The following is a 21,625-nucleotide window of genomic DNA, read 5'->3' on the forward strand; positions in this document are numbered from 1 at the left end:
GAATTGCCATGGCGACCCACACCTTGCCGCAGCCCAGCCGGGGCTCGGCCCGGCAGCGCCTGTACAGCACCGACATCCCCGCCCGCCTCGACCGCCTGCCGTGGACGCGTTTTCACACCTTGCTGGTGCTGGCCCTGGGCATCACCTGGCTGCTCGACGGCCTTGAGGTCACCCTGGCGGGCTCGGTGGAGGGTGCGCTCAAGGACAGCCCTGCACTGCACCTGAGCAATACCGAGATCGGCCTGGCAGGCGCCAGCTACATCGCCGGCGCGGTACTCGGCGCATTGTGCTTCGGCTGGCTGACCGACCGCCTGGGGCGGCGCAGGCTGTTCTTCATCACCTTGTTCCTGTACATCGGCGCCACGGCCGCAACCGCGTTCTCCTGGAGCCTGTGGAGCTTCCTGCTGTTCCGCTTTCTCACCGGCGCGGGCATCGGCGGCGAGTACACGGCGATCAACTCGACCATTCAGGAGTTTACCCCGGCGCGTTACCGCGGCTGGGTCGACCTCACCATCAATGGCACCTTCTGGATTGGCGCAGCGCTAGGCGCGGCCGGTGCCGTGATCCTGCTCGACCCGGCAGTGGCCGGTGGCGATCTGGGCTGGCGCCTGTGCTTTGGCATCGGCGCGCTGCTCGGCCTGCTGATCCTGTTCATGCGCCTGTGGATCCCGGAAAGCCCGCGCTGGCTGATGATCCACAACCAGCCGGAGCACGCCGAGCGCATCGTCGCCGACATCGAACACCACTACCATGAGCGCGGGATCGTGATCCCGCCGCTACAGGCCCCTCCCCTGCGCCTTCGCGCACGCGACCACACGCCGTTGCGCGAGGTGTTCCACAGCCTGTTCGTCGAGCATCGGCGCCGCGCCCTGGTGGGCCTGACCTTGCTCACCGCGCAGGCATTCTTCTACAACGCGATCTTCTTCACCTATGCGCTGGTGCTGACCGACTTCTACGGGGTGCCAGCGGCCAAGGTGGGCTGGTTCATCCTGCCCTTCGCGCTGGGCAACTTCTGCGGCCCGCTGCTGCTGGGCAGGCTGTTCGACGTGGTCGGCCGGCGCATCATGATCAGCTCGACCTACCTGGTCTCGGGCGTGCTGCTGGCCGTCAGCGGCTACCTGTTCCAGCAGCAGCTGATCGACGTGACCCAGCAGACCCTGGCCTGGATGGTGATCTTCTTCTTCGCCTCGGCGGCGGCCAGTTCGGCCTACCTCACCGTGGCGGAAACCTTCCCGCTGGAAATCCGCGCACTGGCCATTGCCGTGTTCTATGCCTTCGGCACCGGCCTGGGCGGCCTGATCGGGCCGACCCTGTTCGGCGCGCTGATCGAAACCGGCGAGCGCGTCAATGTGCTGTACGGTTACCTGATTGGCGCGGCGCTGATGATTATTGCAGGCCTGACTCAGGCAATCTGGGGCGTGGCGGCCGAGCGGCGTTCGCTGGAACAGGTGGCCAGGCCGCTGTCGCAGATCAGCGAACCCTGAGCGCACCGCCCGTCCATTCAATGGCACTTCGGGTTGCCCCTGCCCTTCAACCGTTCAAGTACATCACGCAGGAGTAACTGCCATGCCACGCGGCGACAAGGACAAATACACTGACAAGCAGAAACGCAAGGCCGAGCACATCGAAGAGAGCTACGAGCACAAGGGCGTTTCGAAAGATGAAGCCGAGGCGCGAGCCTGGGCCACCGTCAACAAGCAGTCCGGTGGTGGCGAGAAGTCAGGCGGCTCAGGCAGCAAGACTTCTTCTGGCGAGAAGAAGACCGCCCGCTCGGATTCGGCCAAGCGTGCAGCAAAGACGCGCGAAGGGCATGCCAGAGCATCGGATACGTCGCTGCAAAGCCAGACCAAGGAGAGCCTGCTTAAAGAGGCACGCAGCAAAGACATCAAAGGGCGGTCAAGCATGACCAAGGCAGAGCTGATTGAAGCACTGCACAAGCACCGTTGAAACAACCGCCGCAGGCACACCTGCGGCGGTGCACCCAATCAACGTTCGAGCGAGGACGCCATCTCCAGGCTCATGCCACGGGTTTCCGGGGCCAGCCAAACTGACACCACCAACCCCGCCAGGGACACCAGTGCTGCAACCAGCATTGTGTTGCCGATGCCCAGGTGCAGCAGCGAAACCGGCACCAGCCAGGTACCCGCCGCCGAACCGATGCGCGACATGGAGGAGCCCATGCCCACAGCGAATGCGCGGATTTCAGTGGGGAACAGCTCGTTCGGATACACCAGCTCCAGCACCTGGGCACCCCCGATGAACAGTGCATAGGCCCCGAACATCAACAGCACCAGGGCTTCGGAGCTGTTGGAGAACAGGCCCAGGCCCAGCAAGGCCAGGGTCGACCAGAGGAAGCTGTGGATGATCAGCGGGCGGCGCCCCAGGGTGTCGATCAGGCGCGTCGCGACGATGCAACCGACCACGAACAGCAGCGTGATCAGCACCGAGCCATACGACGCCCAGTCACCCTTCAGGTTCAGTGCCTGCAATACCACAGGCGCGAAGGAGTACACGGCAAACATCGGCACCACCGCCGAACTCCAGAACACCGCGACGAACAGCATGCGTTTGCCGTACCCCGAGCGCATCAGGTCAGCCAGCGATACCTTGTTCTCTACCGCCTGCTGCGGCATGTTGGCCAGCGAATAGGACGGCCCGTAGACCTTCTTGATGATGCGCTCTGCCTCCTCGTGGCGCCCTTTGCTGACCAGCCAGCGCGGCGACTCGGGGGTGCGCAGGCGGACGATGAACAGCAGCGCACCGAGCACCGCGGAGCTGGCCAGCACCAGGCGCCAGGCCTCATCGCCACCGCGCGCGAGGATGAAGTTGCCGACCATGTACGACAGCGCGGCGCCGGCGAACCAGAGGATGGTCAGCCCGGCCAGGCGCTGGCCACGGTGTTTTTGCGGCAGGAACTCGGTCAGCAGCGAACCTGCGACCGGGTACTCCAGGCCAACGCCCACCCCGACCAGAAAACGCAGGATGAACAGCGCGATGCCGGACTCGACCCACAGCGAGCCGAGCGAGCCGACCATGAACAGGATCGGGCCGACGAAGAACAGGCGACGGCGCCCGACCTTGTCGGTCAGCCAGCCACCGAGAAAGCCGCTGCAGAAGGTGCCGAGCATCGCCGAGGCAGCGACCATGCCCTGCCAGAACGAATCCAGCTTCAGGTAATCGGAAAACTGCACGATCACCACGCCGATGATGCTGAGGATATAACCGTCGAGAATCCAGCCACCGCCGGCGCGCACGGACATCAATTGGTGGAAGTTGTTTAATGGCGCATCTTCGATGGACAACGTTGTATTACTCACCGCGACAGCTCTCCTGTTGTATTAATTATGTCGAGTCACTGCAGACAATCAGCCAGCCGCGCGCCAGCCGCCCGCGGTTTTGCAGGCAGCCTGTTATCGAGGCAGTTTTCACTGGGCGCTTACGCGGCCCTGACGACTGAATTAGACATGTCTACCAAATGTCTACAGCTTGTCGGCGCAGGATAGACGATAGATTTGGAGAGGGTCAACGGTATGACAAATATAATTATTTACGGCGCGAACAGGCATGAAACAGGCGTGCGCGGAAGTTATGGAGTTGTAAGTTTCAAGTGTTCGCCAGGGTATTTTCAGCGCCTGTAAGATCGAGCGCCGCCCTCGCGGCGCTCGATCTTACAGGCGCTGAAAATGCCAAGGCGACCACGGCCGCTTAGCTGATCTCATTCATCCCCAGCCCGCCACTCCTTGAACTTCATGTTGGCCTTCGCACCAATAGTCAGGAAAGGTTGCGGTGGCAACTGCCTGGGTTTGTCGAAACCACTGAAGATCTCCACCAGTTCGCTGCGCACGCCCAGTGCCTGATCAGCCGCTGCAATTCCAGCGGCACTGGACTTGGACGCCCCCAGCCCATTGCAACCACAGGCCGCGAACACCCCACGATCCACCTCGCCGAACGCCGGCACGCTGTTCCAGGTCAGCGCCATCGGCCCACCCCAGCGGTACTCCATGCGCAGCCCCTTGAGGCTCGGGAAGCGCGTGAGGAACTTGCCGTCGTGCACCCGCCCGGCACTGTCCACCTGGCTGTCGCCAATGGTCAGGCTCGGGTTGTAGCTGTAGCGCCAGCGCACCAGGATGCGGTCACCGTCACCGTCGCTGATGCGGCGCACCGTGGTTCCCATCGGCAAGGCCGGGGTCGCCGCCCAGGTACGCTGGCCCGGCAGGCGCTTGGGGTCGAAGCGTTCGGTCAGCGAGGCATAAGTGAACACGTGCAGCAGCTGGCCCTTGAAGAAGCCGAAGCTCTGGGCGTGGCCGTTGTTGGCCAGGATGATCTTGCCCGCCGTGACCACACCCTTCGGCGTCTTGATCACCCAGGCGCCACCCACCTGCTTGAACGACAAGGCCGGCGTCTGCTCGTACACCCGCAGCGCACCTGCCAACGCATTGGCAAAACGCCGCACATACGCCGCCGGCTGGATCATCACCGTGCCGGGCATGAACAGGCCCGAGGTGTAGGCCGGGCTGCCGGTCACCGCGCCGATCTGGCGGGTGTCGAGCAGCTCGTAGGGTTCGCCCAGCGCGTCCAGCTGCCTGGCGTAAGACAGGATGTGCTCGTCCCCTTGCGTACCACGGGCGACACTGAAGCGGCCGCAGGTGTCGAACACCTCCTTGCTCCAGCCATGTTCCTCCGCCAGTTCGCGGCCCATGTCGATGGCCGTGCGGTACAGCGTGATGTCGCGCCTGGCGCGATCGAGCGAACCGCCGCCCAGGCCTTCGGCAGAGACCTCGTGGGGCAGGTCGATGATGAAACCCGAATTGCGCCCCGAGGCGCCCTCGCCGACGGTGCCGGCTTCGAGCAGCACCACCTTCAGAGTCGGGTCCCGGCGCGTCAGCTGGCGGGCTGCCGACAAGCCGGCAAAACCGCCACCGATGATCGCCACATCGGCGGTGACGGCGCTGTCCAGTGCGGCGTTGGCCACACGCGGTGGCAACATCTCGGTCCAACCGGAGCAGCCATGGTGGCTGGGCATTTTCGAGGCAACGTACATGCTCGCAACCCGCCCGGTCAGGAAGCCGAAGCTTCGTGGTCGATCAGCGGCACCAGTGCTTCACGCAGCGCCCCCAGCTTTTCCTCGGCCAGACGCCGCAGCGGACGGCGTGGGTTACCGGCGTCATAGCCCATGATCTGCGCACCGGCATACACCGACTGCACATAGTCACCCTGCCAGATCAGCGACATCACCGGAGCCAGGTGCTTCCAGATCTGCTGCACCTCGGCCCACCTGCCCTCGCTGGCGGCATTGGCAAGGGCCACGCAGGTCTTCGGCGCCATGTTCGCACCACCCCAAATCAGCCCTGCGGCACCTGCAAACAGCGCATAGGGCACCAGCGGGTCGGCGCCGTTCATGGTCGCCAGACCGGTGCGCGACAACGCGGCCTGGGCCGCCAGGTCGCCGCTGCTGTCCTTGACCGAAACGAAGTTGGGGATCTCGCTCAACTGCCTGAACAGCGCGGGCGTGACTTCGACACCCACGGCCTGTGGCACGTTGTAGCCAATGATCGGCAAGCCGGCCTGCGACACGGTCGAGTAGAAATCGATGATGCCCTGGTCATCGGTCGGGCCTTCGAAGAACGGCGGCAGCACCATGACGCCATCGGCACCGCAGTCCTTGGCATGGCGGGTGCGCTCGAGCACGTCCTCGACCAGCAGCGCGGAGGTCTGGGCAATCACCCGCACGCGGCCATCGATGACCTTGGCGCCGAAGGCCACCAGTTCCTTGGACTCATCCTTGCTCAGGTACACATGCATGCCAGTTCCGGAGCTGAGCACAATGCCATGCACACCGGCGGCGATGTAGCGCTCGATCAGGCTTTCGAAACGAGCAAAATCGATTTTGCCCTGCGCATCGAACGGCGTGGTGATGGCCAGGTTCACACCGGAAAACGCGAATGCAGACATGCGGTAACTCCTTATTGTTTTCGGCTGGACGGTCCAGCCACGGCATCGAGCGGTCTATTGCTCCATGGGAAAAGCCTAAGGTTTCACCCGCAGCGGTTACAGCGACATTTGCGCAGTCAATTGCCTGATTTTCGGTTATGCCATCCAGCCATGGCCACGAACACCATTGAAACTTTCCCCGAGCGTGCCAAGTCCAGACCCCTATCGAGGACAGACCGGGAGATGACAATGACAGGCACGGTAGGCGACTTTCTGGTGGAGCGCTTGTACCAATGGGGGGTGCGGCGCATCTTTGGCTACCCCGGCGATGGTATCAATGGCGTGTTCGGCGCCCTGAGCCGGGCCAACGGCAAGATAGAGTTCATTCAGGCCCGCCACGAAGAAATGGCTGCGTTCATGGCCAGCGCCCACGCCAAGTTCACGGGCGAGCTGGGCGTGTGCATCGCCACCTCCGGCCCCGGTGCCTCGCATTTGCTCACAGGCCTTTACGATGCGCGCATGGACCACCAGCCGGTGCTGGCCATCGTCGGCCAGCAGGCCCGCGCCGCGCTCGGCGGGCACTACCAGCAAGAGCTCGACCTGCTGTCGATGTTCAAGGACGTGGCCGGTGCGTTCGTCCAGCAAGCGTCCACGCCCGAGCAAGTGCGCCACCTGCTCGACCGCGCCGTGCGCACGGCCGTCGGCGAGCGCCGCGTCACCGCAATCATCCTGCCCAACGACTTGCAGGACCTGCCCTACAGCGAGCCGCCCAGAGCCCACGGTACGGTGCATTCCGGCATCGGTTACAGCAAGCCCAAGGTCGTACCGTTCGATGACGACCTGCAGCGCGCTGCCGACGTACTCAACGCCGGGCGCAAAGTCGCGATACTGGTCGGGGCCGGCGCACTGCAGGCCACCGAGCAGGTCATCGCTGTGGCCGAAAAACTCGGTGCTGGCGTTGCCAAGGCGCTGCTGGGCAAGGCAGTGTTACCTGACGATCTACCCTGGGTCACCGGCTCCATCGGCCTGCTCGGCACCGAGCCCAGCTACCAGCTGATGACCGAATGCGACACCTTGCTGATGATCGGCTCAGGCTTCCCCTATTCGGAATTTCTGCCCCAGGAAGGCCAGGCCCGAGGCGTGCAGATCGACCTGCAACCCGACATGCTCAGCCTGCGCTACCCGATGGAGGTGAATCTGGTCGGCGATGCGGCGCAAACCTTGCGCGTGCTGCTGCCACTGCTTGAACACAAGACCGACCGGCGCTGGCGCGACAAGATCGAAGGCTGGCGGGCACGCTGGGACAAGACCCTGGAAAAGCGCGCTCTGTCCAAGGCGCAGCCGATCAACCCACAGCGCGTGGTGTACGAACTGTCCCCCCAGCTGCCCGACAACGCCATTGTCAGTAGCGATTCCGGCTCCTGCGCCAACTGGTTCGCCCGCGACCTGCAGATCCGCCAGGGCATGCAATGCTCGTTGTCGGGCGGCCTGGCCAGCATGGGCGCAGCAGTGCCCTACGCAATTGCCGCCAAGTTCGCTCACCCACAGCGCGCAGTGATCGCCCTGGTCGGCGACGGCGCCATGCAGATGAGCAACCTCGCCGAGCTGATTACCGTGGCCAAGTACTGGCAGCAGTGGGACAACCCGCAATGGATCTGCGCGGTGTTCAACAACGAGGACCTCAACCAGGTCACCTGGGAGCAACGGGTGATGGAGGGGGACCCGAAGTTCGAGGCCTCGCAATCGATCCCCGATGTGCCGTACCACCTGTTCGCCATTTCCATTGGTCTGCAAGGCATTTACGTGGAACGCGAGGAGGATATCGCCGGGGCCTGGGAACGGGCACTGGCCGCGGACCGGCCGGTGCTGATCGAGTTCAAGACCGACCCTGACGTGCCGCCGCTACCGCCGCACATCAAGCTGGACCAGGCGAAGAAGTTCGCCAGCACCCTGCTGCAAGGCGACCCGAACCAGGCTGGCGTGATCGTGCAAACGGCCAAGCAGGTGCTCAGCTCGGTGCTGCCCGGCAAAAAATGACCAACCGTGAGGCTTTGCCATGCCTGCAATAATCCCAGAGGGTGTCAACGAACACCCCATACGCCTGATGATCAATGGCCAGGCCCGTTCGCTGCAGGTGCTGCCCTGGACGACGTTGCTGGACCTGCTGCGTGAACAGCTGGACCTGACGGGCACCAAGAAAGGCTGCGACCACGGCCAGTGCGGAGCATGCACAGTGTTGCGCGACGGCCGCCGGGTAAATGCCTGCCTGACCTTGGCCGTGATGTGCGACGGCGCCGAGCTGGTCACCATAGAAGGCTTGGCCAATGGCGATCAGCTGCACCCGATGCAACGCGCTTTCATCACCCATGACGCCTTCCAGTGCGGCTATTGCACGCCCGGTCAGATCTGCTCGGCCATCGGCCTGGCCAACGAAGGGCGAGCTGCCAGCCGCGAAGCCATTCGCGAGCACATGAGTGGCAACCTGTGCCGATGTGGTGCGTATGGGAATATCGTCGCAGCCGTGGAAGACGCCCTGCCGCGGATGCAGGAGGGACGCAAATGAGCCCTTTCAGCTATCACAAGGCGGCCTCTGTCAGCGAAGCCATCAGCTTGTCGGGCCCGGCGTCACGGTTCATCGCCGGCGGCACCAACCTGCTCGACCTGATGAAGGAAAACGTCGAGCGCCCGACCCAATTGATCGATATCTCGGGCCTGGCGCTTGGAGCAGTCGAAACGACTGCGACCGGCGGCTTGCGCATCGGTGCGCTGGTCAGCAATGCCGAACTCGCCTGGCACCCTCTCGTCGAGCATGACTACCCACTGCTGTCTCAAGCCATTCTGGCGGGGGCCTCGCCACAATTGAGAAACATGGCGAGTACGGGCGGCAACCTGCTGCAACGCACCCGCTGCCATTATTTCTACGATACCGGTACGCCCTGCAACAAACGCGACCCTGGCAGCGGCTGCCCGGCACGCACTGGCCTTAACCGTATCCACGCCATTCTCGGTGCCAGCCCTGCTTGCGTGGCCACGCACCCCTCGGACATGTGCGTGGCGCTGGCGGCGCTCGACGCGGTGGTGCATGTGCAGGGCCCCTCGGGTGAACGGCAGATCCCGTTGGTGAATTTCCATCGCCTGCCGGAGGACGCTCCGGAACGCGACAATCATCTGGCCGCTGGCGAACTGATCACCGCCATCGAGCTGCCACCCTCCGAATTTGCAGGGCATTGCCATTACCTGAAGATCCGCGACCGTGCTTCGTATGCCTTCGCCCTGGTCTCGGTCGCGGCTGGCCTGAAGATCGAGCAAGGCACGATCCGCAGGGCCGGGCTGGCACTTGGCGGTGTGGCGCACAAACCCTGGCGGGTGACGGCCGCCGAGCAGGCACTGAGCGGCCAGGCGCCTTCCCAGGCGCTGTTCGCGAAGGCCGCTCAGGTATTGCTGGGCGGCGCACAGCCACTTGCACATAACGCCTTCAAGGTCCCCTTGGCACATCGGGCCATCGTCCGCGCACTCAGCGAAGCCGCGTTCGGCAGCGCACAGCCTGGAGCCACATCATGAACAGCCCCACACCTGCTGTCGGCCAGCCGCTTGACCGTGTCGATGGTGTGGCGAAAGTCACCGGCCAGGCGCGCTACGCTGGCGAATACCCCGAGGCGGGATTGCTGCACGGCAGCGTCGTCTCCAGCACCATCGCGCGCGGTCAGGTGCTCGCCATCGACAGCCGCGAAGCCCTGAAGGTACCTGGCGTCGTTGCGGTACTGGACCACGCGCACCGCCCTCATGTTTCCAGCTATGACGACGACTACAACGACGCCGATGCCGCCAACGGCTCGCCGTTCCGGCCGCTGTTCAATGACCGGGTACTGTACAGCGGGCAACCGCTGGCGCTGGTGATTGCCGAGAGCCTCGAAATGGCCCGTTACGCCGGCTCACTGATCAAGATTGACTACAGCGTAGAAGCGCATCAGACAGATCTGCTGGCCGGGCTGCAGCACAGCCACCCCGCCCCCGCCGAGACACCTGCGCCCCGCGGCGACTTCGACGGGCAGTTCGGCACGGCAGCAGTCACGGTCGATGCGACCTATCTGACCGCCAACGAGCATCACAACCCCATGGAACCCCATGCGTCGACGGTGCTGTACAAGGCCGGCGATCAGCTGGAAATACATGACAAAACCCAGGGTACACAGAACTGCCAGGATTACTTGCACAAGGTGTTCGGCCTGCCCAAGGATAAGGTTCGGGTACTGGCCGCGTACGTCGGCGGCGCGTTCGGTTCTGGGTTGCGTCCGCAGTACCAGTTACCGCTGGCGGTAATGGCGGCGCTGCAGCTCAAACGCTCGGTCAGGGTCACCCTGACCCGCCAGCAGATGTTCACCTTCGGCTACCGACCGCGCACGCAGCAGCGCCTGCGCCTGGGCGCGGATGCCGACGGTCAGTTGCTGGCGGTCGCCCATGACGCGATCGGCCAGACTTCACGCATCGAAGACTTTACCGAACACCTGGTGGAATGGAGCGGCATGCTTTACCGCTGCGACCATGTCGCGCTGAGTTATCGGCTCACCCCGCTCGACGTATACACCCCGCTGGATATGCGCGCACCCGGTGCCGGGTCGGGCGTCCTGGCGCTGGAGTGCGCCATGGACGAACTTGCCTGCGCAGCGGGCATCGACCCGGTCGAGTTGCGTCGGCGCAATTTTGCCGACCACAATGGCAACGAGGGCAAACCCTACTCCAGCAAGGAGCTGCTTGCCTGTTACGAGCAAGGAGCCGCCTGTTTCGGCTGGGCCAACCGCTCGCCCCAGCCGCGCAGCATGCGCAACGGCCACCGGCTCATCGGCTGGGGCATGGCGAGTGGCGTCTGGGAAGCCATGCAGATGAAAGCCAGTGCCAAAGCTCGACTGGATGCGCAGGGCCACCTGACGGTAAGCAGCGCAACCACTGATATCGGGACCGGTACCTACACCGTCATGACCCAGATCGCTGCCGACGCGCTAGGGGTGGGGACAGAAGACGTGACCTTCCTGTTGGGCGACTCCTCATTGCCCACTGCGCCATTACAAGGCGGCTCGTTCACGGTTTCGTCGGTGGGGTCGGCGGTGCGGCAAGCCTGTCAGGTGCTGCGCAGCAAAGTGCTGGAGAGCGCCCGCGCGACTTTTCCGGTACTGGCCAATGTGCCCCTGGAGGCCATCACGTTCGCTGAAGGTTACCTCCACTTCGCCCAGCAACGCATCGCGTTATCCGATATTGTCGCCCAGTCGGAGGGCGGCGTTTTAGAGGTTCAGATCGATGCAGAGCCGAGCACGAAGCGTCAGCCCTTCTCCACCGCGACGCATTCGGCCGTGTTCGTGGAAGTCGAGGTGGATGAGGACCTCGGCTCGATCAGGGTCAGCCGGGTGGTCAGTGCCGTGGCCGCTGGGCGTGTGGTCAACCCCAAGACCGCACGCAGCCAGATCCTCGGCGGTGTGGTCTGGGGCCTGGGCATGGCCTTGCACGAGCACACGCAAACTGACCATGACCAAGGCCGGATACTCAACCACAACCTGGCCGAGTACCACATACCGGTCAATGCCGACGTAGGTGATGTGGAAGTGATCTTCGTCCACGAACAGGACGACATCGTTAACGAACTGGGCTCCAAGGGTGTTGGCGAGATCGGTGTGGTCGGCGTGGCGGCGGCTGTTGCGAACGCCATCTACCACGCCACCGGCAAGCGCATCAGGGAATTTCCCATCACCTTGGACAAGCTGCTCTAGCTCACTTTTTGCGCCCGCCCACCTCGATCCACACCGGCGCGTGGTCACTGGCCTTGGGCTCATTGCGCACCCAGGCATCGACACCCGCCCGCTTCAGGTAAGGGGCAAGGTCCGGGTTGAGCAGCAGGTGGTCAATGCGCAACCCGGCATTGCGCGCCCAGTGATTGCGGAAGTAATCCCAGAAGGTGTACACGCGCTCGTCGGGGTGCAGGTGGCGAATGGCATCGACCCAGCCCTGCTCCAGCAGTTGCTGGTAACACGCCCGCGACTCGGGCTGCAGCAGCGCGTCCTTCAGCCATGAGCGTGGGTTGTAGATGTCCATGTCGGTGGGCACCACGTTGAAATCACCTGCCAGCACCGTCGGGTGACCGCTGCCTTGCAGGCCCTTGGCATGCTCGATAAGGCACTGGAACCAGCGCAGCTTGTAATCGAACTTCGGCCCGGGCTGCGGGTTGCCGTTCGGCAGGTACAGGCACGCCACCAGCACGCCGTGCACAGCCGCCTCCAGATAGCGGCTCTGGCTGTCGTCCTCCATGCCGGGCAAGCCGCGGCGTACCTCCAGCGGTTCACTGCCACGCGCCAGGATCGCCACGCCGTTCCACGACGGCTGCCCCTGGTACAGGCAGCCATAGCCGGCCGCCTCCAGGTCCTGGCGCGGGAACTGCGCGTCGGGCGCCTTGAGTTCCTGCAGGCAGGCGATGTCCGGCTGCTCCCGTTCAAGCCACGCCAAAAGCGCCGGCAGGCGGCTGCGGATGCCGTTGATGTTGAAGGTGGCGATCTTCAGCGCTTTCATGCGTCGGGGTCGCTGACGTGGGCCTGCACGGCGTCTTCAAGGGCGCCGACATGGGCCTCGTCAGCCAGCGCCTTCAGCGCCAGCCAGTCGTCCCAGTCGATCGCGCCATCGTCGCGCAAGGCCTCGGCGGTGCGCACCAGTTCATGGTGGTAGGCGTCCGGCGACTCGCGGCGGTAGCTGATGTCGTCGTACTGGGCGTACCAGGCCTCAAGCTCGGGGATGCTGCGTTCGATGCTCATGGGTGACACTCCTCGCGGTACCCTTTGCATGTATGAGCCCTGGCCCATGGCAACGTTCAACCGCAGCGTCGCTGGCATCCTCTTCATCGATCTGCGCCATGCTCAAGCGCGACGTCTCCCGTAGCATCAGCGAACACACGGCAACCAGCGCTAGCGCCGCTGCCCCGTACAACGCCACGCCCAGCGGGTTGTGGTCGGTCAGGATCAGGATCGCTGTGGCGATGCTCGAAGCTGTGCCGCCGCCCAACGCCGCGCCGATCTGATAACTGGCCGAAATCCCCGAGTAGCGCATGCTGCGCGGGAACTGCTCGCCGAGCAAGGCCGGGATCGGGCCCTGGGTCGCACCCATCAGCAGGCCGGTCAGGCAATAGGCGAACAAGGCGATGGTGAAGCTCTTCATGCCCACCAGCGAGAAGAACGCGAACAACCCCATGGCCATGATCAGTGCACCGAAACCCATCACCACACGCCGGCCCACGCGGTCCGACAAGTAGCCGAACAGCGGCGCAGAAAACACGATGGCCACTGACAGCGCCAGGTCGAACATCAGCGCCTGGGTACTGCCAAAACCGACCTGCGTGGCGTAGGTGAGGAAAAACGTGCTGCCGATATAGGCGATGGTGCAGTAACCAAAGGCGATCCCGGTGCACAGCAGCATTTGCCGTGGGCGCTGGCGCAGGGCCTCGGCCAGCGGTGCGCGCGCAGGCCTGGCCTCAGGCATGATGGCGGCAGCCGGCGCCTTCAACCGTGCATACAGGCCGATCAGCACCAAGGTGCCACCCAGCCAGAACGGAATGCGCCAGGCAAAATCGACCAGGTTGTCGTTGAAGGCCGCACTGACGATGGCGAACACTGCCGCCCCGAGAATGCCGCCGACACCGATACCCATGCTGGTGAAGCTGCCCCACAGGCCACGCCGCCCAGGCGGCGCCGACTCGATGCCGAACAAGGCGGCACCACCCCACTCGCCGCCGGCGGCAAAGCCCTGGATCAGGCGCAGCAGCACCAGCAGGATCGGTGCCGCCACGCCGACGCTGGCATGGCCAGGCAGGCAGCCGATGAGAAAGGTGCTCAGGCCCATGAGCAGCAAGGTGGTGACCAGCACCTTCTGGCGGCCGATGCGGTCACCAAAGTGGCCGAACACCAGGCCCCCTAGCGGGCGGGCGAAGAAGCCCGCGCCAAAGGCGCTGAACGCCACCAGGGTGGCGGTCAGGTGATCCATCTGCGGGAAGAACACCTGGGGGAACACCAGCGCGGCGGCGGTGCCGTAGATGATGAAGTCGTAGAATTCCAGCGCCGTGCCCATGCCGGAGACGCAAAAGGTACGGAAGGCGGAGCGGGATGACGCAGGCTGAGTCTGTTGCGCATGCATTGTTGTTGTTCTCGTTCAGCGGGCGCAGCCGGCCTGGGCAAGCTGCAGCCGGTGTGGCTCAGAAGATTTGGAAGCCGGCCCTGGCCAGGTGCACGGGGGTGCCAGCCACGTACTCCAGCAGGCAACGTTCGGTGTCTATGCCGACGCTGAGCAGGGTTTCCCAACGTTCGGTGTCGGGCAGGGCCATGTCCGGGTGGAAGCAGATCGGCGCGCGGTCGCCCGCGGCACCGCACATGGCCTCGGCACGGGCGCGCAGGTCAGCGCTGCCCATCTGGCCGCTCACCTGTTCCAGGTGGCCCAGGCGGCACAGGGTGTCGGCGCGGTCGGCGACCTGCTCGCCCAGGCTCAGCTGAGGGTCGAGGAAGTGGTTGGTGTGCAACAACCAGCCATCTTCACGCGGCAACACCAGCGCCGTGCGCTCGGGGCTCAGCTCGATGCTGACCGCACGAGGGCTGGAGTCCTGGCGGGAGAACACCGTCAGTACCGTCGAGGCGCTGACCCGCGCCGAACGTGCCAGTTCGATGGCCTCTTCGACACTGCTGGCGTCCTCCAGCAGGCGACGGGCGATGGCGTGTACCGGCACGCCGCCGCTGGCGTTGTCGCTGCGATGGTGAAGGATGTTGAAGTGCAGGCCCACGCCTGCGCTGTTGACACCCAGCTTGGCCAGCATGCCGAACTCGCAGAACAGCTTGACCTGCATGCCACGCTCGCTTTGCAGCGCCAGCATCAGGCCGTGGGGGCACAGGCTGTCGTGCCAGTCCCAGGTCTGCAGGGTCTGCGGCGCACGCGGGCCATGGGGGGCGTGCACGGTGGTGGAGCATTCACTGTGGCGGGTACGGGCGGCCAGCACTTCGGTACGGGCGTTGAGGCTCGCCAGCTGCCAAAGTGGCAGGCCGGCGCCGTCGGCCATACCGACCACTTCAGTGGTCAGGTTCGGGCTCCAGGCATCCAGGGCGGCCAGGCTGTTTTCGCCAATCCGCTGTGCCTCGGCCAGCGACACCCCCACCCGTGGGAAGAAGTCCAGGTACAGGGCGGTGGTGGTACGGATCTGTTCGGCAAAGCGTTCGCCGATCTGGCGGCCCCGCTCGAGGGGTGTGCGGATGTCGGTGACGAGGGTGTGGATCTTCACTGCGGGAAACTCCTGATACGCGGTGGTCAGGTGACTGCTGCAAGCCTAACCAGCGTTCGCGCACCGATCATTGCCACAACCCGCACAACTTTTGTTCCCGCGCGGAAAAACTCAGCCGCGCCCCGCCACCTGTACGCCCTGCCCGCGCAGGTGTTCATGCAGCATGGCAATGAACGCCTGAACCTTGCGGGTGTTACGCCGGTGCGGCAGGTACAGCACATGGACCCACGGCCCGAACGCGCTCAGGGCCCGCCAGTAGTCGGGCATCACCTCCACCAACTGCCCGCTGGCCAGGTAGGGCGCGACACTCCAGGTCGGCACGAACTGCAGACCCTGCCCATCGAGCAGGCAGGCCAGGAGGAAATCGAAACTGTCACTCACCAGCTTGGGCGTCGGCTGGCGCACGCGCAGGGTCTGGCCCTCATGGTCGATCCACCAGTAGCTGCGGTTGAGCAGCGGGTGGCGCAGCAGCAGCCAGTCGTGCTGGGCGTAGTTGTCCAGGGTGATCGCGTCGCCGTGGTGGGCCAGGTAGGCGGGGCTGGCGCAGAGCATCACACGGTTCTCGATCAGTGGCTGGGCAATCAGTTCCGGCTGGTCGGTGGGGCCGTCACGCAGCGACAGGTCATAACCGCCATCGATCAGGTCTTCGTTGGCATCGTTGAGGTTGACCTCCAGGCGCACCTGCGGGTGCTCGCGCATGAAGCGGCAACACACCTGGTTGAGGAACGCCGGGCCAAACGACGGCGGCGCGGTGATGCGCAGAGTGCCGCGTAGCGCATGCTGCAGCTGCTCCACCTCTTCGGTCACCCGTTGCAGGTGCATCAGCGCCTGCCGGGCGCCATCCAGGTACAAGTTACCGGCCTCGGTCAGCGCCATGCGCCGGGTGGTGCGCTCGAACAGGCGCACGCCCAGTTCGCTTTCCAGGTGCGCGACAGCCTTGGTGATCGCCGAAGGCGTCTTGCCCAGTTGCTCGGCGGCACGGCTGAAGCTGCCGTGCTCGGCGGCTGCGACGAAGATGGTCAGGGCCATCATCTTGTCCATGGTTTCTTCCTGTCAGGCACAAACGAAAAGGGCGACGCCCAGGTGTGAGCATCTGCGGGCAATCATAGGCCATGGATTATTTCCCCAGCGCGAAAAAAGTTGTGCCTGCCCGTGCCTTTAACCGCGTTGGCACCTTGGCTAGCCTGCGCTGCCACCACAACAACTACGAGGCATCGAATGAAGCACCTGCTGAAGATGGCGATCAGCGCGGGCCTGGCCTGCACCGCCCTGCCGGGTTTCGCGGCGGTGGACGTGATCCTGCACAACGCCAAGGTCTACACCGCCGAGCCTGGCCAACCGCTGCAACAGGCTGTGGCAGTCGAAGGCGAGAAAATCGTCGCGGTGGGCTCCGACCAGGCCGTGTTACCCCTCAAGCGCGAAGGCACCCTGGTCATCGACCTGGGCGGCAAGGTGCTGATGCCGGGCTTGCTCGATTCCCACTCCCACGCCATCAAAGGCGGCCTGCAACTGGAGCTGGCCGACCTCGCCGGCGAGCAGGTACCGCTGGATGAGCTGGAACAGCGCCTGCGTCAGTGGCGCAGCGACGGCAAGGCCGTGCGTGGCGAGTTCCTGAGCGTCGGTGGCGTGCCTGGCACCTATTGGGATGACATTGCCGCACTGGAGCAGCGCTTCAACCACGGTGAGTGGGCCGAACAGCCGATCCTCCTCGCCGCCAACGACATGCACACTGGCTGGGCCAACCAGGTCATGCTCAAGCGCGCCGGGATCGATGCAAAAACCATCGCTGCCCTCCCCGCCGAAACGCGCAACACCCTGGGCCAGCACGCGGACGGCACGCCGAACGGCTTTCTCGCCGACGCCAGCTACTACCCGGTCACCGACCTGCTGCCGCCACTGAGCGACGAGACCCTGATGAGCGCCGGGCGCAGGGCCCTGGACTACTACAAGCAGCTGGGCATCACCGGCTGGATGGACCCGCTGGCCAATGAGCGGCCGGGCGCCGATGTGAAGAACGACTCGCTGGGCGTGCTGCCCATCTACAAGCGGCTTTCCGAGCATGGCGAGCTGACCGCCCATGTCGCCGCCCTGCTGATGGCCGACTCCAAGGCCCGTCCTGCGGACCTGGACCAGCTGGACAAGGTGCGCCAGCAATTTCTCGGCGTGCACAACCTCACCTTGCCGGGCATCAAGGTGTTCGCCGACGGTGTCGCCGAGGCACCAGCGCAGACGGCGGCGATGCTCGAACCCTATCGCAACTCCGGCCAGCACGGCGAGCTGCTGCTGGACCCACAGCACTTTGGCGAGCTGGTCAGCGCCGCCGATGCCCGTGGCTGGCTGGTGCATGTGCATGCCATCGGCGACCGCGCCGTGCGCGAGGCGCTCAACGGTATCGAACAGGCCCGACGGCAGCGCAACAGCGGCATCGCCCACTCCATCACCCACCTGCAGATGGTCAACCCCAAGGAATACGCCCGCTTCAAGCAGCTCGACGTGATTGCCGCCATGCAGCTGTACTGGGCCAGCGCCGACGCCTCGAACATGGACCTGGTCAAGCCCTACGTGAACGCGATGGCCTTCCTGCATACCTTCCCGGCTCGCTCGCTGGTGAAAAACGGCGCGACCATTTCCGGTGCCAGCGACTGGCCGATCACCACCCCGGAACCGTGGAAGGCAATTTACCAGGCCATCAGCCGCAAAGGCCCCAAGGGCGTGCTCAATGCCGATGAAGCGATCGACCGCCAAGTGATGTTCCAGGCCTATACCCTCAACGCCGCCCGGGCCATGCGCCTGGAGCAGCAGGTCGGCTCACTGAAGGTCGGCAAGCAGGCCGACATGATCGTCCTCGACCGCGACGTACTCAGTGTCGATCCACAGTCGCTGCGCGATACGCAAGTGCTGCAGACCTGGTTTGCCGGCCAGCAGATCTACGCCCGCTGATCCTGCGTAGCCAGCTGCACCTGCAGAAAGGCCATCAACGCCCCCGCTGCAGGTGACAAGCTGCGGCCCTTGCGCGTCAGCATGCCGATGTGCCGCTCGACCTTGGGTTCGACCAGCGGCACGAACACCAGCTTGTCGTTCTCCACAGGGAACGCCAGGTAAGGCAAGGTGCTGATGCCCACTCCCTCCTCCAGCATCGCGATCAACGAGATCATGTTGGAGACGAACAACCGGCTATGCCCCAGCAAGCACTCGGCCTCGGTGCCTGCCAGCAGCTGCGAGGTACCGTTGCGGACCATCGGCACGCCCTGCAACTGCGACCAGTGCAGGGCTCCGCCGGCCTGCGCCAGTGGATGGTCGACGCGGCACACCACGCCCACCTGATCTTTGATGATCGGGAAAAAATCGAGCTGCTCGTCCTCCAGCCACAGGCTGCTGATACCAAAGTCCACCTGCCCCTGGGCCAGCAACTGCTGCACGCGCTCGGCCGTGCCGTCCTGGATGCTGACCTGCACATTCGGGTGCTCGGCGACGAACCGCGCCAATGGCCCTGGCAACATGCGGCTTGCCACCGACGGCACGGTGGCGATGCTGACCTGGCCAATTTCGTGGCGGGCCAGCAGGGTGGCCTCGCGGGCGATGCGGTCGTGGTGTTCGATCAGGCCACGGAACAACGGCAGGCAATGCTCGCCGAACGGGGTCAGCTCAACCCGGCCGCCGCCCTTCTCGACCAGCGCCTGGCCCAGCTTCTGTTCCAGTTCGCGCACCGCCAGCGATATTGCCGGCTGGGTGCGAAACGCCTGGCGCGCGGCAGCGTGGAAACTCTTGAGTTCAGCGACCAGCAGGAAGTAGCGCAGCTGGGCGATTTTAAGCTCGGGCAACATGGTTAGCGTTCCTTATCAAAGCATTTTTTTTATTAATTTTTATTTGCCGCATATTGCTCGCAAGATGAACGCCAGGCAAACAGAGGCTTTCATCCATGTCACTCAACACCTGCAAAAACTACATCGATGGCCAGTGGTGCGAAGGCCACGCCACCTTGGGCAACCACAGCCCCTCGGACACCCGCGACCTGATCGGCGAATACCACCAGGCCAGCGCCGAACAAGCCCGCCAGGCCATCCAGGCGGCCCGCGCCGCCCAGCCAAAGTGGGCCGCCAGCGGCCTGGAAGCCCGTCAGCAGGTGCTGATGGCCATCGGTGACGAACTGATCGCCCGCAAGCAGGAGCTCGGTGAGCTGCTGTCCCGTGAAGAAGGCAAACCGCTGGCCGAAGGCATCGGCGAGGTCGCCCGCAGCGGCCAGTTCTTCCATTACTACGCCGCCGAAGTGCTGCGCCAGATGGGCGAGACCGCCGCGTCGGTGCGCCCCGGCATCGACATCGAAGTGCATCGCGAGCCGGTGGGCGTGGTCGGCATCATCACCCCGTGGAACTTCCCCATGGCCACCGCCGCCTGGAAGATCGCCCCCGCGCTGGCGTTCGGCAACGCCGTGGTGTTCAAGCCGGCCAACCTGGTGCCGGCCAGCGCCTGGGCGCTGACCGAGATCATCAGCCGCCAGGGCCTGCCCAACGGCACCTTCAACCTGGTCATGGGCAGCGGCGCCAGCGTCGGCGAAACCCTGGTGCAGTCGGCCGAGATCGACGCCCTGACCTTTACCGGCTCGTTGCAGACCGGCCGTCGCGTCGCGGTCGCCACGGCGGGCAACCTGGTGCGCTGCCAGCTGGAAATGGGCAGCAAGAACGCCCTGGTGGTGATGGACGACGCCGACCTCGACCTGGCGGTGGAATGCGCCCTCAACGGTGCCTTCTTCGGCACCGGGCAGAAGTGCACGGCCTCGTCACGGCTGATCGTCTGCGAAGGTATCCACGACCGTTTCGTCGAGGCCCTGCGCCTGCGCATGCGCCAGCTCAAGGTCGGCCATGCCCTGGAGGCCGGCGTGCAGATCGGCCCGGTGGCCGATGCGCGCCAGCTGGAACAGAACCTGGCGTACCTGCAACTGGCCCAGGACGAAGGCGCCACCTTGGTCGAAGGTGGCGAACGCCTGCAGCTGGAAAGCGACGGCTACTACATGCGCCCGGCGCTGTTCATCGACAGCCGCAACGACATGCGCATCAACCGCGAAGAAGTGTTCGGCCCGATCGCCTGCGTGATCCGCGTACGTGACTTCGACGAGGCGCTGGCCACGCTCAACGACACCGAATACGGCCTGACCGCCGGCATCATCACCCAGTCGCTGCGCCACGCCAGTGCCTTCAAGCGCGGCGCCCAGACCGGCTGCGTGATGGTCAACCTGCCCACCGCCGGCACCGACTACCACGTGCCGTTCGGCGGGCGCAAAGCCTCGAGCTTCGGCCCTCGCGAACAGGGCCAGTACGCCCGTGACTTCTACACCGTGGTCAAGACCACCTACCTGCGGCCCTGAAGGAATACGCGCCATGCATGACCTCTTGATGATCGACGGCCTGCAGTACTCCAACTGGAGCCCGGAAATATTCCAGCAGATGCAGGCCGGTGGCCTGAGCGCGGTGCACGCCACCATCGCCTACCACGAGAACGCCCGCGAGACCTTGTCGCGCTTGGGTGAGTGGAACCGCCGCTTCGAAACCTGGCCCGAGCTGATCCGCCCGGTGCGCACGGCCAGCGACATTCGCCTGGCCCACCAGGAAGGCCGGGTGGGGATCTTCTTCGGCTTCCAGAACTGCTCACCGATCGAGGACGACATTGCCTTGGTGGAGGTGTTCCGCCAGCTCGGGGTGTTCGTCATGCAGCTCACCTACAACAACCAGAGCCTGCTGGCCAGCGGTTGCTATGAGCGCGAGGACAACGGCATCAGCCGCTTCGGCCGCCAGGTGATCGCCGAAATGAACCGGGTCGGCATGCTCATCGACATGTCCCACAGCGCCGAACGCAGCACCCTGGAGGCCATCGAGCTGTCGAGCCGGCCGGTGATCATTTCCCACGCCAACCCGTCGAGCTTCCACGCCGCCAAGCGCAACAAGTCCGACGCCGTGCTGCGCGGCATCGCCGAAACCGGCGGGCTGCTGGGCTTCAGCACCTACCCGTTCCACCTCAAGGGCGCATCGGACTGCAGCCTGGAAAGCTTCTGCGACATGGTCGCGCGCACCGCCGACCTAATGGGCGTCGAGCATATCGGCATCGGTACCGACCTGTGCCAGGCACAACCACTGGCGGTGCTCGAATGGATGCGCAATGGCCGCTGGAGCAAGGACAAGGACTACGGCGAAGGCTCCAAGGACAACGCCAACTGGCCGGCACCGTTGCAGTGGTTCCGCGACAGTCGCGACTTCGGCAACATCGCCCAGGGCCTGCGCGCCCGCGGCTTCGCCGAGGCCGAGGTGGCCAACATCATGGGGCTGAACTGGTTGCGCCTGCTGGAGACCGCCACCACGGCGCAGGCCTGAGCCCCTTGCACGGACAGCATCAACAATAACAACAATCGCA

18 protein-coding genes are annotated in these 21,625 nt (G+C 64.7%); 9 read left to right on the forward strand and 9 right to left on the reverse strand.

All coding sequences use genetic code 11. From position 1 onward, the window contains the following. Positions 1-8: 8 nt before the first annotated feature. A complete protein-coding gene (locus C2H86_RS00500) occupies positions 9-1,484 on the forward strand; it encodes an MFS transporter (RefSeq protein ID WP_159410976.1) in 1,476 nt (491 codons plus the stop codon). Between the two features lie 82 nt (positions 1,485-1,566). Beyond that, positions 1,567-1,947: a termination factor Rho gene (locus C2H86_RS00505; RefSeq protein ID WP_159410977.1), complete on the forward strand. Its 381-nt coding sequence runs from the start codon at positions 1,567-1,569 to the stop codon at positions 1,945-1,947. 38 nt (positions 1,948-1,985) lie between these two features. Here C2H86_RS00505 and C2H86_RS00510 read toward each other — a convergent pair whose 3' ends face one another. The 3 genes from C2H86_RS00510 to C2H86_RS00520 all read right to left on the reverse strand — a co-directional run bounded on the left by C2H86_RS00510 (position 1,986) and on the right by C2H86_RS00520 (position 5,952). Continuing rightward, complete coding sequence (locus C2H86_RS00510; protein WP_159410978.1) at positions 1,986-3,317, reverse strand: MFS transporter; 1,332 nt, start codon at positions 3,315-3,317, stop codon at positions 1,986-1,988. A gap of 398 nt (positions 3,318-3,715) precedes the next feature. Then, positions 3,716-5,041 (reverse strand): NAD(P)/FAD-dependent oxidoreductase, encoded by a 1,326-nt coding sequence (locus C2H86_RS00515; protein WP_159410979.1) that lies wholly within the window; start codon positions 5,039-5,041, stop codon positions 3,716-3,718. A 17-nt stretch (positions 5,042-5,058) separates the two neighbouring features. Beyond that, positions 5,059-5,952 carry a dihydrodipicolinate synthase family protein gene (locus tag C2H86_RS00520; protein WP_159410980.1) on the reverse strand — a complete coding sequence of 298 codons (894 nt, stop codon included), beginning with the start codon at positions 5,950-5,952 and terminating at the stop codon, positions 5,059-5,061. Between the two features lie 228 nt (positions 5,953-6,180). On the opposite strand from C2H86_RS00520, the gene C2H86_RS00525 reads away from it, so the two are divergent. The 4 genes from C2H86_RS00525 to C2H86_RS00540 are packed head-to-tail and all read left to right on the forward strand — an operon-like array spanning position 6,181 to position 11,690. Next, on the forward strand, positions 6,181-7,968 hold the full coding sequence (locus C2H86_RS00525; protein ID WP_159410981.1) for a thiamine pyrophosphate-requiring protein: 1,788 nt from the start codon (positions 6,181-6,183) through the stop codon (positions 7,966-7,968). Positions 7,969-7,987: 19 nt separating this feature from the next. Next, positions 7,988-8,494: a (2Fe-2S)-binding protein gene (locus tag C2H86_RS00530; protein ID WP_159410982.1), complete on the forward strand. Its 507-nt coding sequence runs from the start codon at positions 7,988-7,990 to the stop codon at positions 8,492-8,494. Beyond that, positions 8,491-9,492, forward strand: a complete 1,002-nt coding sequence (locus tag C2H86_RS00535; protein ID WP_159410983.1) for an FAD binding domain-containing protein — start codon at positions 8,491-8,493, stop codon at positions 9,490-9,492. Before C2H86_RS00530 ends, C2H86_RS00535 begins: the two co-directional genes overlap by 4 nt. Beyond that, entirely contained in the window at positions 9,489-11,690 is a 2,202-nt protein-coding gene (locus C2H86_RS00540) for a xanthine dehydrogenase family protein molybdopterin-binding subunit (RefSeq protein WP_159410984.1), read from the forward strand. Before C2H86_RS00535 ends, C2H86_RS00540 begins: the two co-directional genes overlap by 4 nt. A gap of 1 nt (position 11,691) precedes the next feature. Here the strand turns inward: C2H86_RS00540 and xth are convergent, their stop codons facing one another. From xth to C2H86_RS00565, 5 genes are all read right to left on the reverse strand, one after another. Continuing rightward, on the reverse strand, positions 11,692-12,483 hold the full coding sequence (gene xth, locus C2H86_RS00545) for an exodeoxyribonuclease III (protein WP_159410985.1): 792 nt from the start codon (positions 12,481-12,483) through the stop codon (positions 11,692-11,694). After that, positions 12,480-12,722 carry a hypothetical protein gene (locus C2H86_RS00550; protein WP_103447804.1) on the reverse strand — a complete coding sequence of 81 codons (243 nt, stop codon included), beginning with the start codon at positions 12,720-12,722 and terminating at the stop codon, positions 12,480-12,482. Before C2H86_RS00550 ends, xth begins: the two co-directional genes overlap by 4 nt. After that, positions 12,691-14,094, reverse strand: a complete 1,404-nt coding sequence (locus C2H86_RS00555; RefSeq protein WP_159410986.1) for an MFS transporter — start codon at positions 14,092-14,094, stop codon at positions 12,691-12,693. The genes C2H86_RS00550 and C2H86_RS00555 overlap by 32 nt, the downstream gene beginning before the upstream one ends. Positions 14,095-14,152: 58 nt before the next feature. Beyond that, positions 14,153-15,223 carry a C45 family autoproteolytic acyltransferase/hydolase gene (locus C2H86_RS00560; RefSeq protein WP_159410987.1) on the reverse strand — a complete coding sequence of 357 codons (1,071 nt, stop codon included), beginning with the start codon at positions 15,221-15,223 and terminating at the stop codon, positions 14,153-14,155. Positions 15,224-15,334: 111 nt separating this feature from the next. Then, complete coding sequence (locus C2H86_RS00565) at positions 15,335-16,264, reverse strand: LysR family transcriptional regulator (protein ID WP_159410988.1); 930 nt, start codon at positions 16,262-16,264, stop codon at positions 15,335-15,337. 177 nt (positions 16,265-16,441) lie between these two features. Here C2H86_RS00565 and C2H86_RS00570 point away from each other — a divergent pair, with 177 nt between their 5' ends. Next, positions 16,442-18,163 carry an amidohydrolase gene (locus C2H86_RS00570; RefSeq protein WP_159410989.1) on the forward strand — a complete coding sequence of 574 codons (1,722 nt, stop codon included), beginning with the start codon at positions 16,442-16,444 and terminating at the stop codon, positions 18,161-18,163. On the opposite strand, the gene C2H86_RS00575 is transcribed toward C2H86_RS00570, so the two are convergent. Next, positions 18,151-19,047 carry a LysR substrate-binding domain-containing protein gene (locus C2H86_RS00575; protein WP_159410990.1) on the reverse strand — a complete coding sequence of 299 codons (897 nt, stop codon included), beginning with the start codon at positions 19,045-19,047 and terminating at the stop codon, positions 18,151-18,153. The two genes, C2H86_RS00570 and C2H86_RS00575, sit on opposite strands and share 13 nt — an antisense overlap. Before the next feature lie 95 nt (positions 19,048-19,142). Between C2H86_RS00575 and C2H86_RS00580 the strand changes: the two genes are divergently transcribed. Both C2H86_RS00580 and C2H86_RS00585 read left to right on the forward strand, forming a co-directional pair. Next, a complete protein-coding gene (locus C2H86_RS00580; RefSeq protein WP_159410991.1) occupies positions 19,143-20,585 on the forward strand; it encodes an aldehyde dehydrogenase family protein in 1,443 nt (480 codons plus the stop codon). A gap of 13 nt (positions 20,586-20,598) precedes the next feature. Continuing rightward, positions 20,599-21,585 carry a dipeptidase gene (locus tag C2H86_RS00585; protein WP_159410992.1) on the forward strand — a complete coding sequence of 329 codons (987 nt, stop codon included), beginning with the start codon at positions 20,599-20,601 and terminating at the stop codon, positions 21,583-21,585. The last annotated feature ends 40 nt before the right edge of the window (positions 21,586-21,625 follow it).

This window comes from Pseudomonas putida (genome assembly GCF_009883635.2).
Classification (GTDB): Bacteria; Pseudomonadota; Gammaproteobacteria; order Pseudomonadales; family Pseudomonadaceae; genus Aquipseudomonas; species Aquipseudomonas putida_W.

Excerpts from the sequence above, each read along its gene's own strand:
- C2H86_RS00500 (WP_159410976.1), top strand. The coding sequence starts at position 9 with ATGGCGACCCACACCTTGCCGCAGCCCAGCCGGGGCTCGGCCCGGCAG.
- C2H86_RS00505 (WP_159410977.1), top strand. The coding sequence starts at position 1,567 with ATGCCACGCGGCGACAAGGACAAATACACTGACAAGCAGAAACGCAAG.
- C2H86_RS00515 (WP_159410979.1), bottom strand. The coding sequence starts at position 5,041 with ATGTACGTTGCCTCGAAAATGCCCAGCCACCATGGCTGCTCCGGTTGG.
- C2H86_RS00520 (WP_159410980.1), bottom strand. The coding sequence starts at position 5,952 with ATGTCTGCATTCGCGTTTTCCGGTGTGAACCTGGCCATCACCACGCCG.
- C2H86_RS00525 (WP_159410981.1), top strand. The coding sequence starts at position 6,181 with ATGACAGGCACGGTAGGCGACTTTCTGGTGGAGCGCTTGTACCAATGG.
- C2H86_RS00530 (WP_159410982.1), top strand. The coding sequence starts at position 7,988 with ATGCCTGCAATAATCCCAGAGGGTGTCAACGAACACCCCATACGCCTG.
- C2H86_RS00535 (WP_159410983.1), top strand. The coding sequence starts at position 8,491 with ATGAGCCCTTTCAGCTATCACAAGGCGGCCTCTGTCAGCGAAGCCATC.
- C2H86_RS00540 (WP_159410984.1), top strand. The coding sequence starts at position 9,489 with ATGAACAGCCCCACACCTGCTGTCGGCCAGCCGCTTGACCGTGTCGAT.
- xth (WP_159410985.1), bottom strand. The coding sequence starts at position 12,483 with ATGAAAGCGCTGAAGATCGCCACCTTCAACATCAACGGCATCCGCAGC.
- C2H86_RS00550 (WP_103447804.1), bottom strand. The coding sequence starts at position 12,722 with ATGAGCATCGAACGCAGCATCCCCGAGCTTGAGGCCTGGTACGCCCAG.
- C2H86_RS00555 (WP_159410986.1), bottom strand. The coding sequence starts at position 14,094 with ATGCATGCGCAACAGACTCAGCCTGCGTCATCCCGCTCCGCCTTCCGT.
- C2H86_RS00565 (WP_159410988.1), bottom strand. The coding sequence starts at position 16,264 with ATGGACAAGATGATGGCCCTGACCATCTTCGTCGCAGCCGCCGAGCAC.
- C2H86_RS00570 (WP_159410989.1), top strand. The coding sequence starts at position 16,442 with ATGAAGCACCTGCTGAAGATGGCGATCAGCGCGGGCCTGGCCTGCACC.
- C2H86_RS00575 (WP_159410990.1), bottom strand. The coding sequence starts at position 19,047 with ATGTTGCCCGAGCTTAAAATCGCCCAGCTGCGCTACTTCCTGCTGGTC.
- C2H86_RS00580 (WP_159410991.1), top strand. The coding sequence starts at position 19,143 with ATGTCACTCAACACCTGCAAAAACTACATCGATGGCCAGTGGTGCGAA.
- C2H86_RS00585 (WP_159410992.1), top strand. The coding sequence starts at position 20,599 with ATGCATGACCTCTTGATGATCGACGGCCTGCAGTACTCCAACTGGAGC.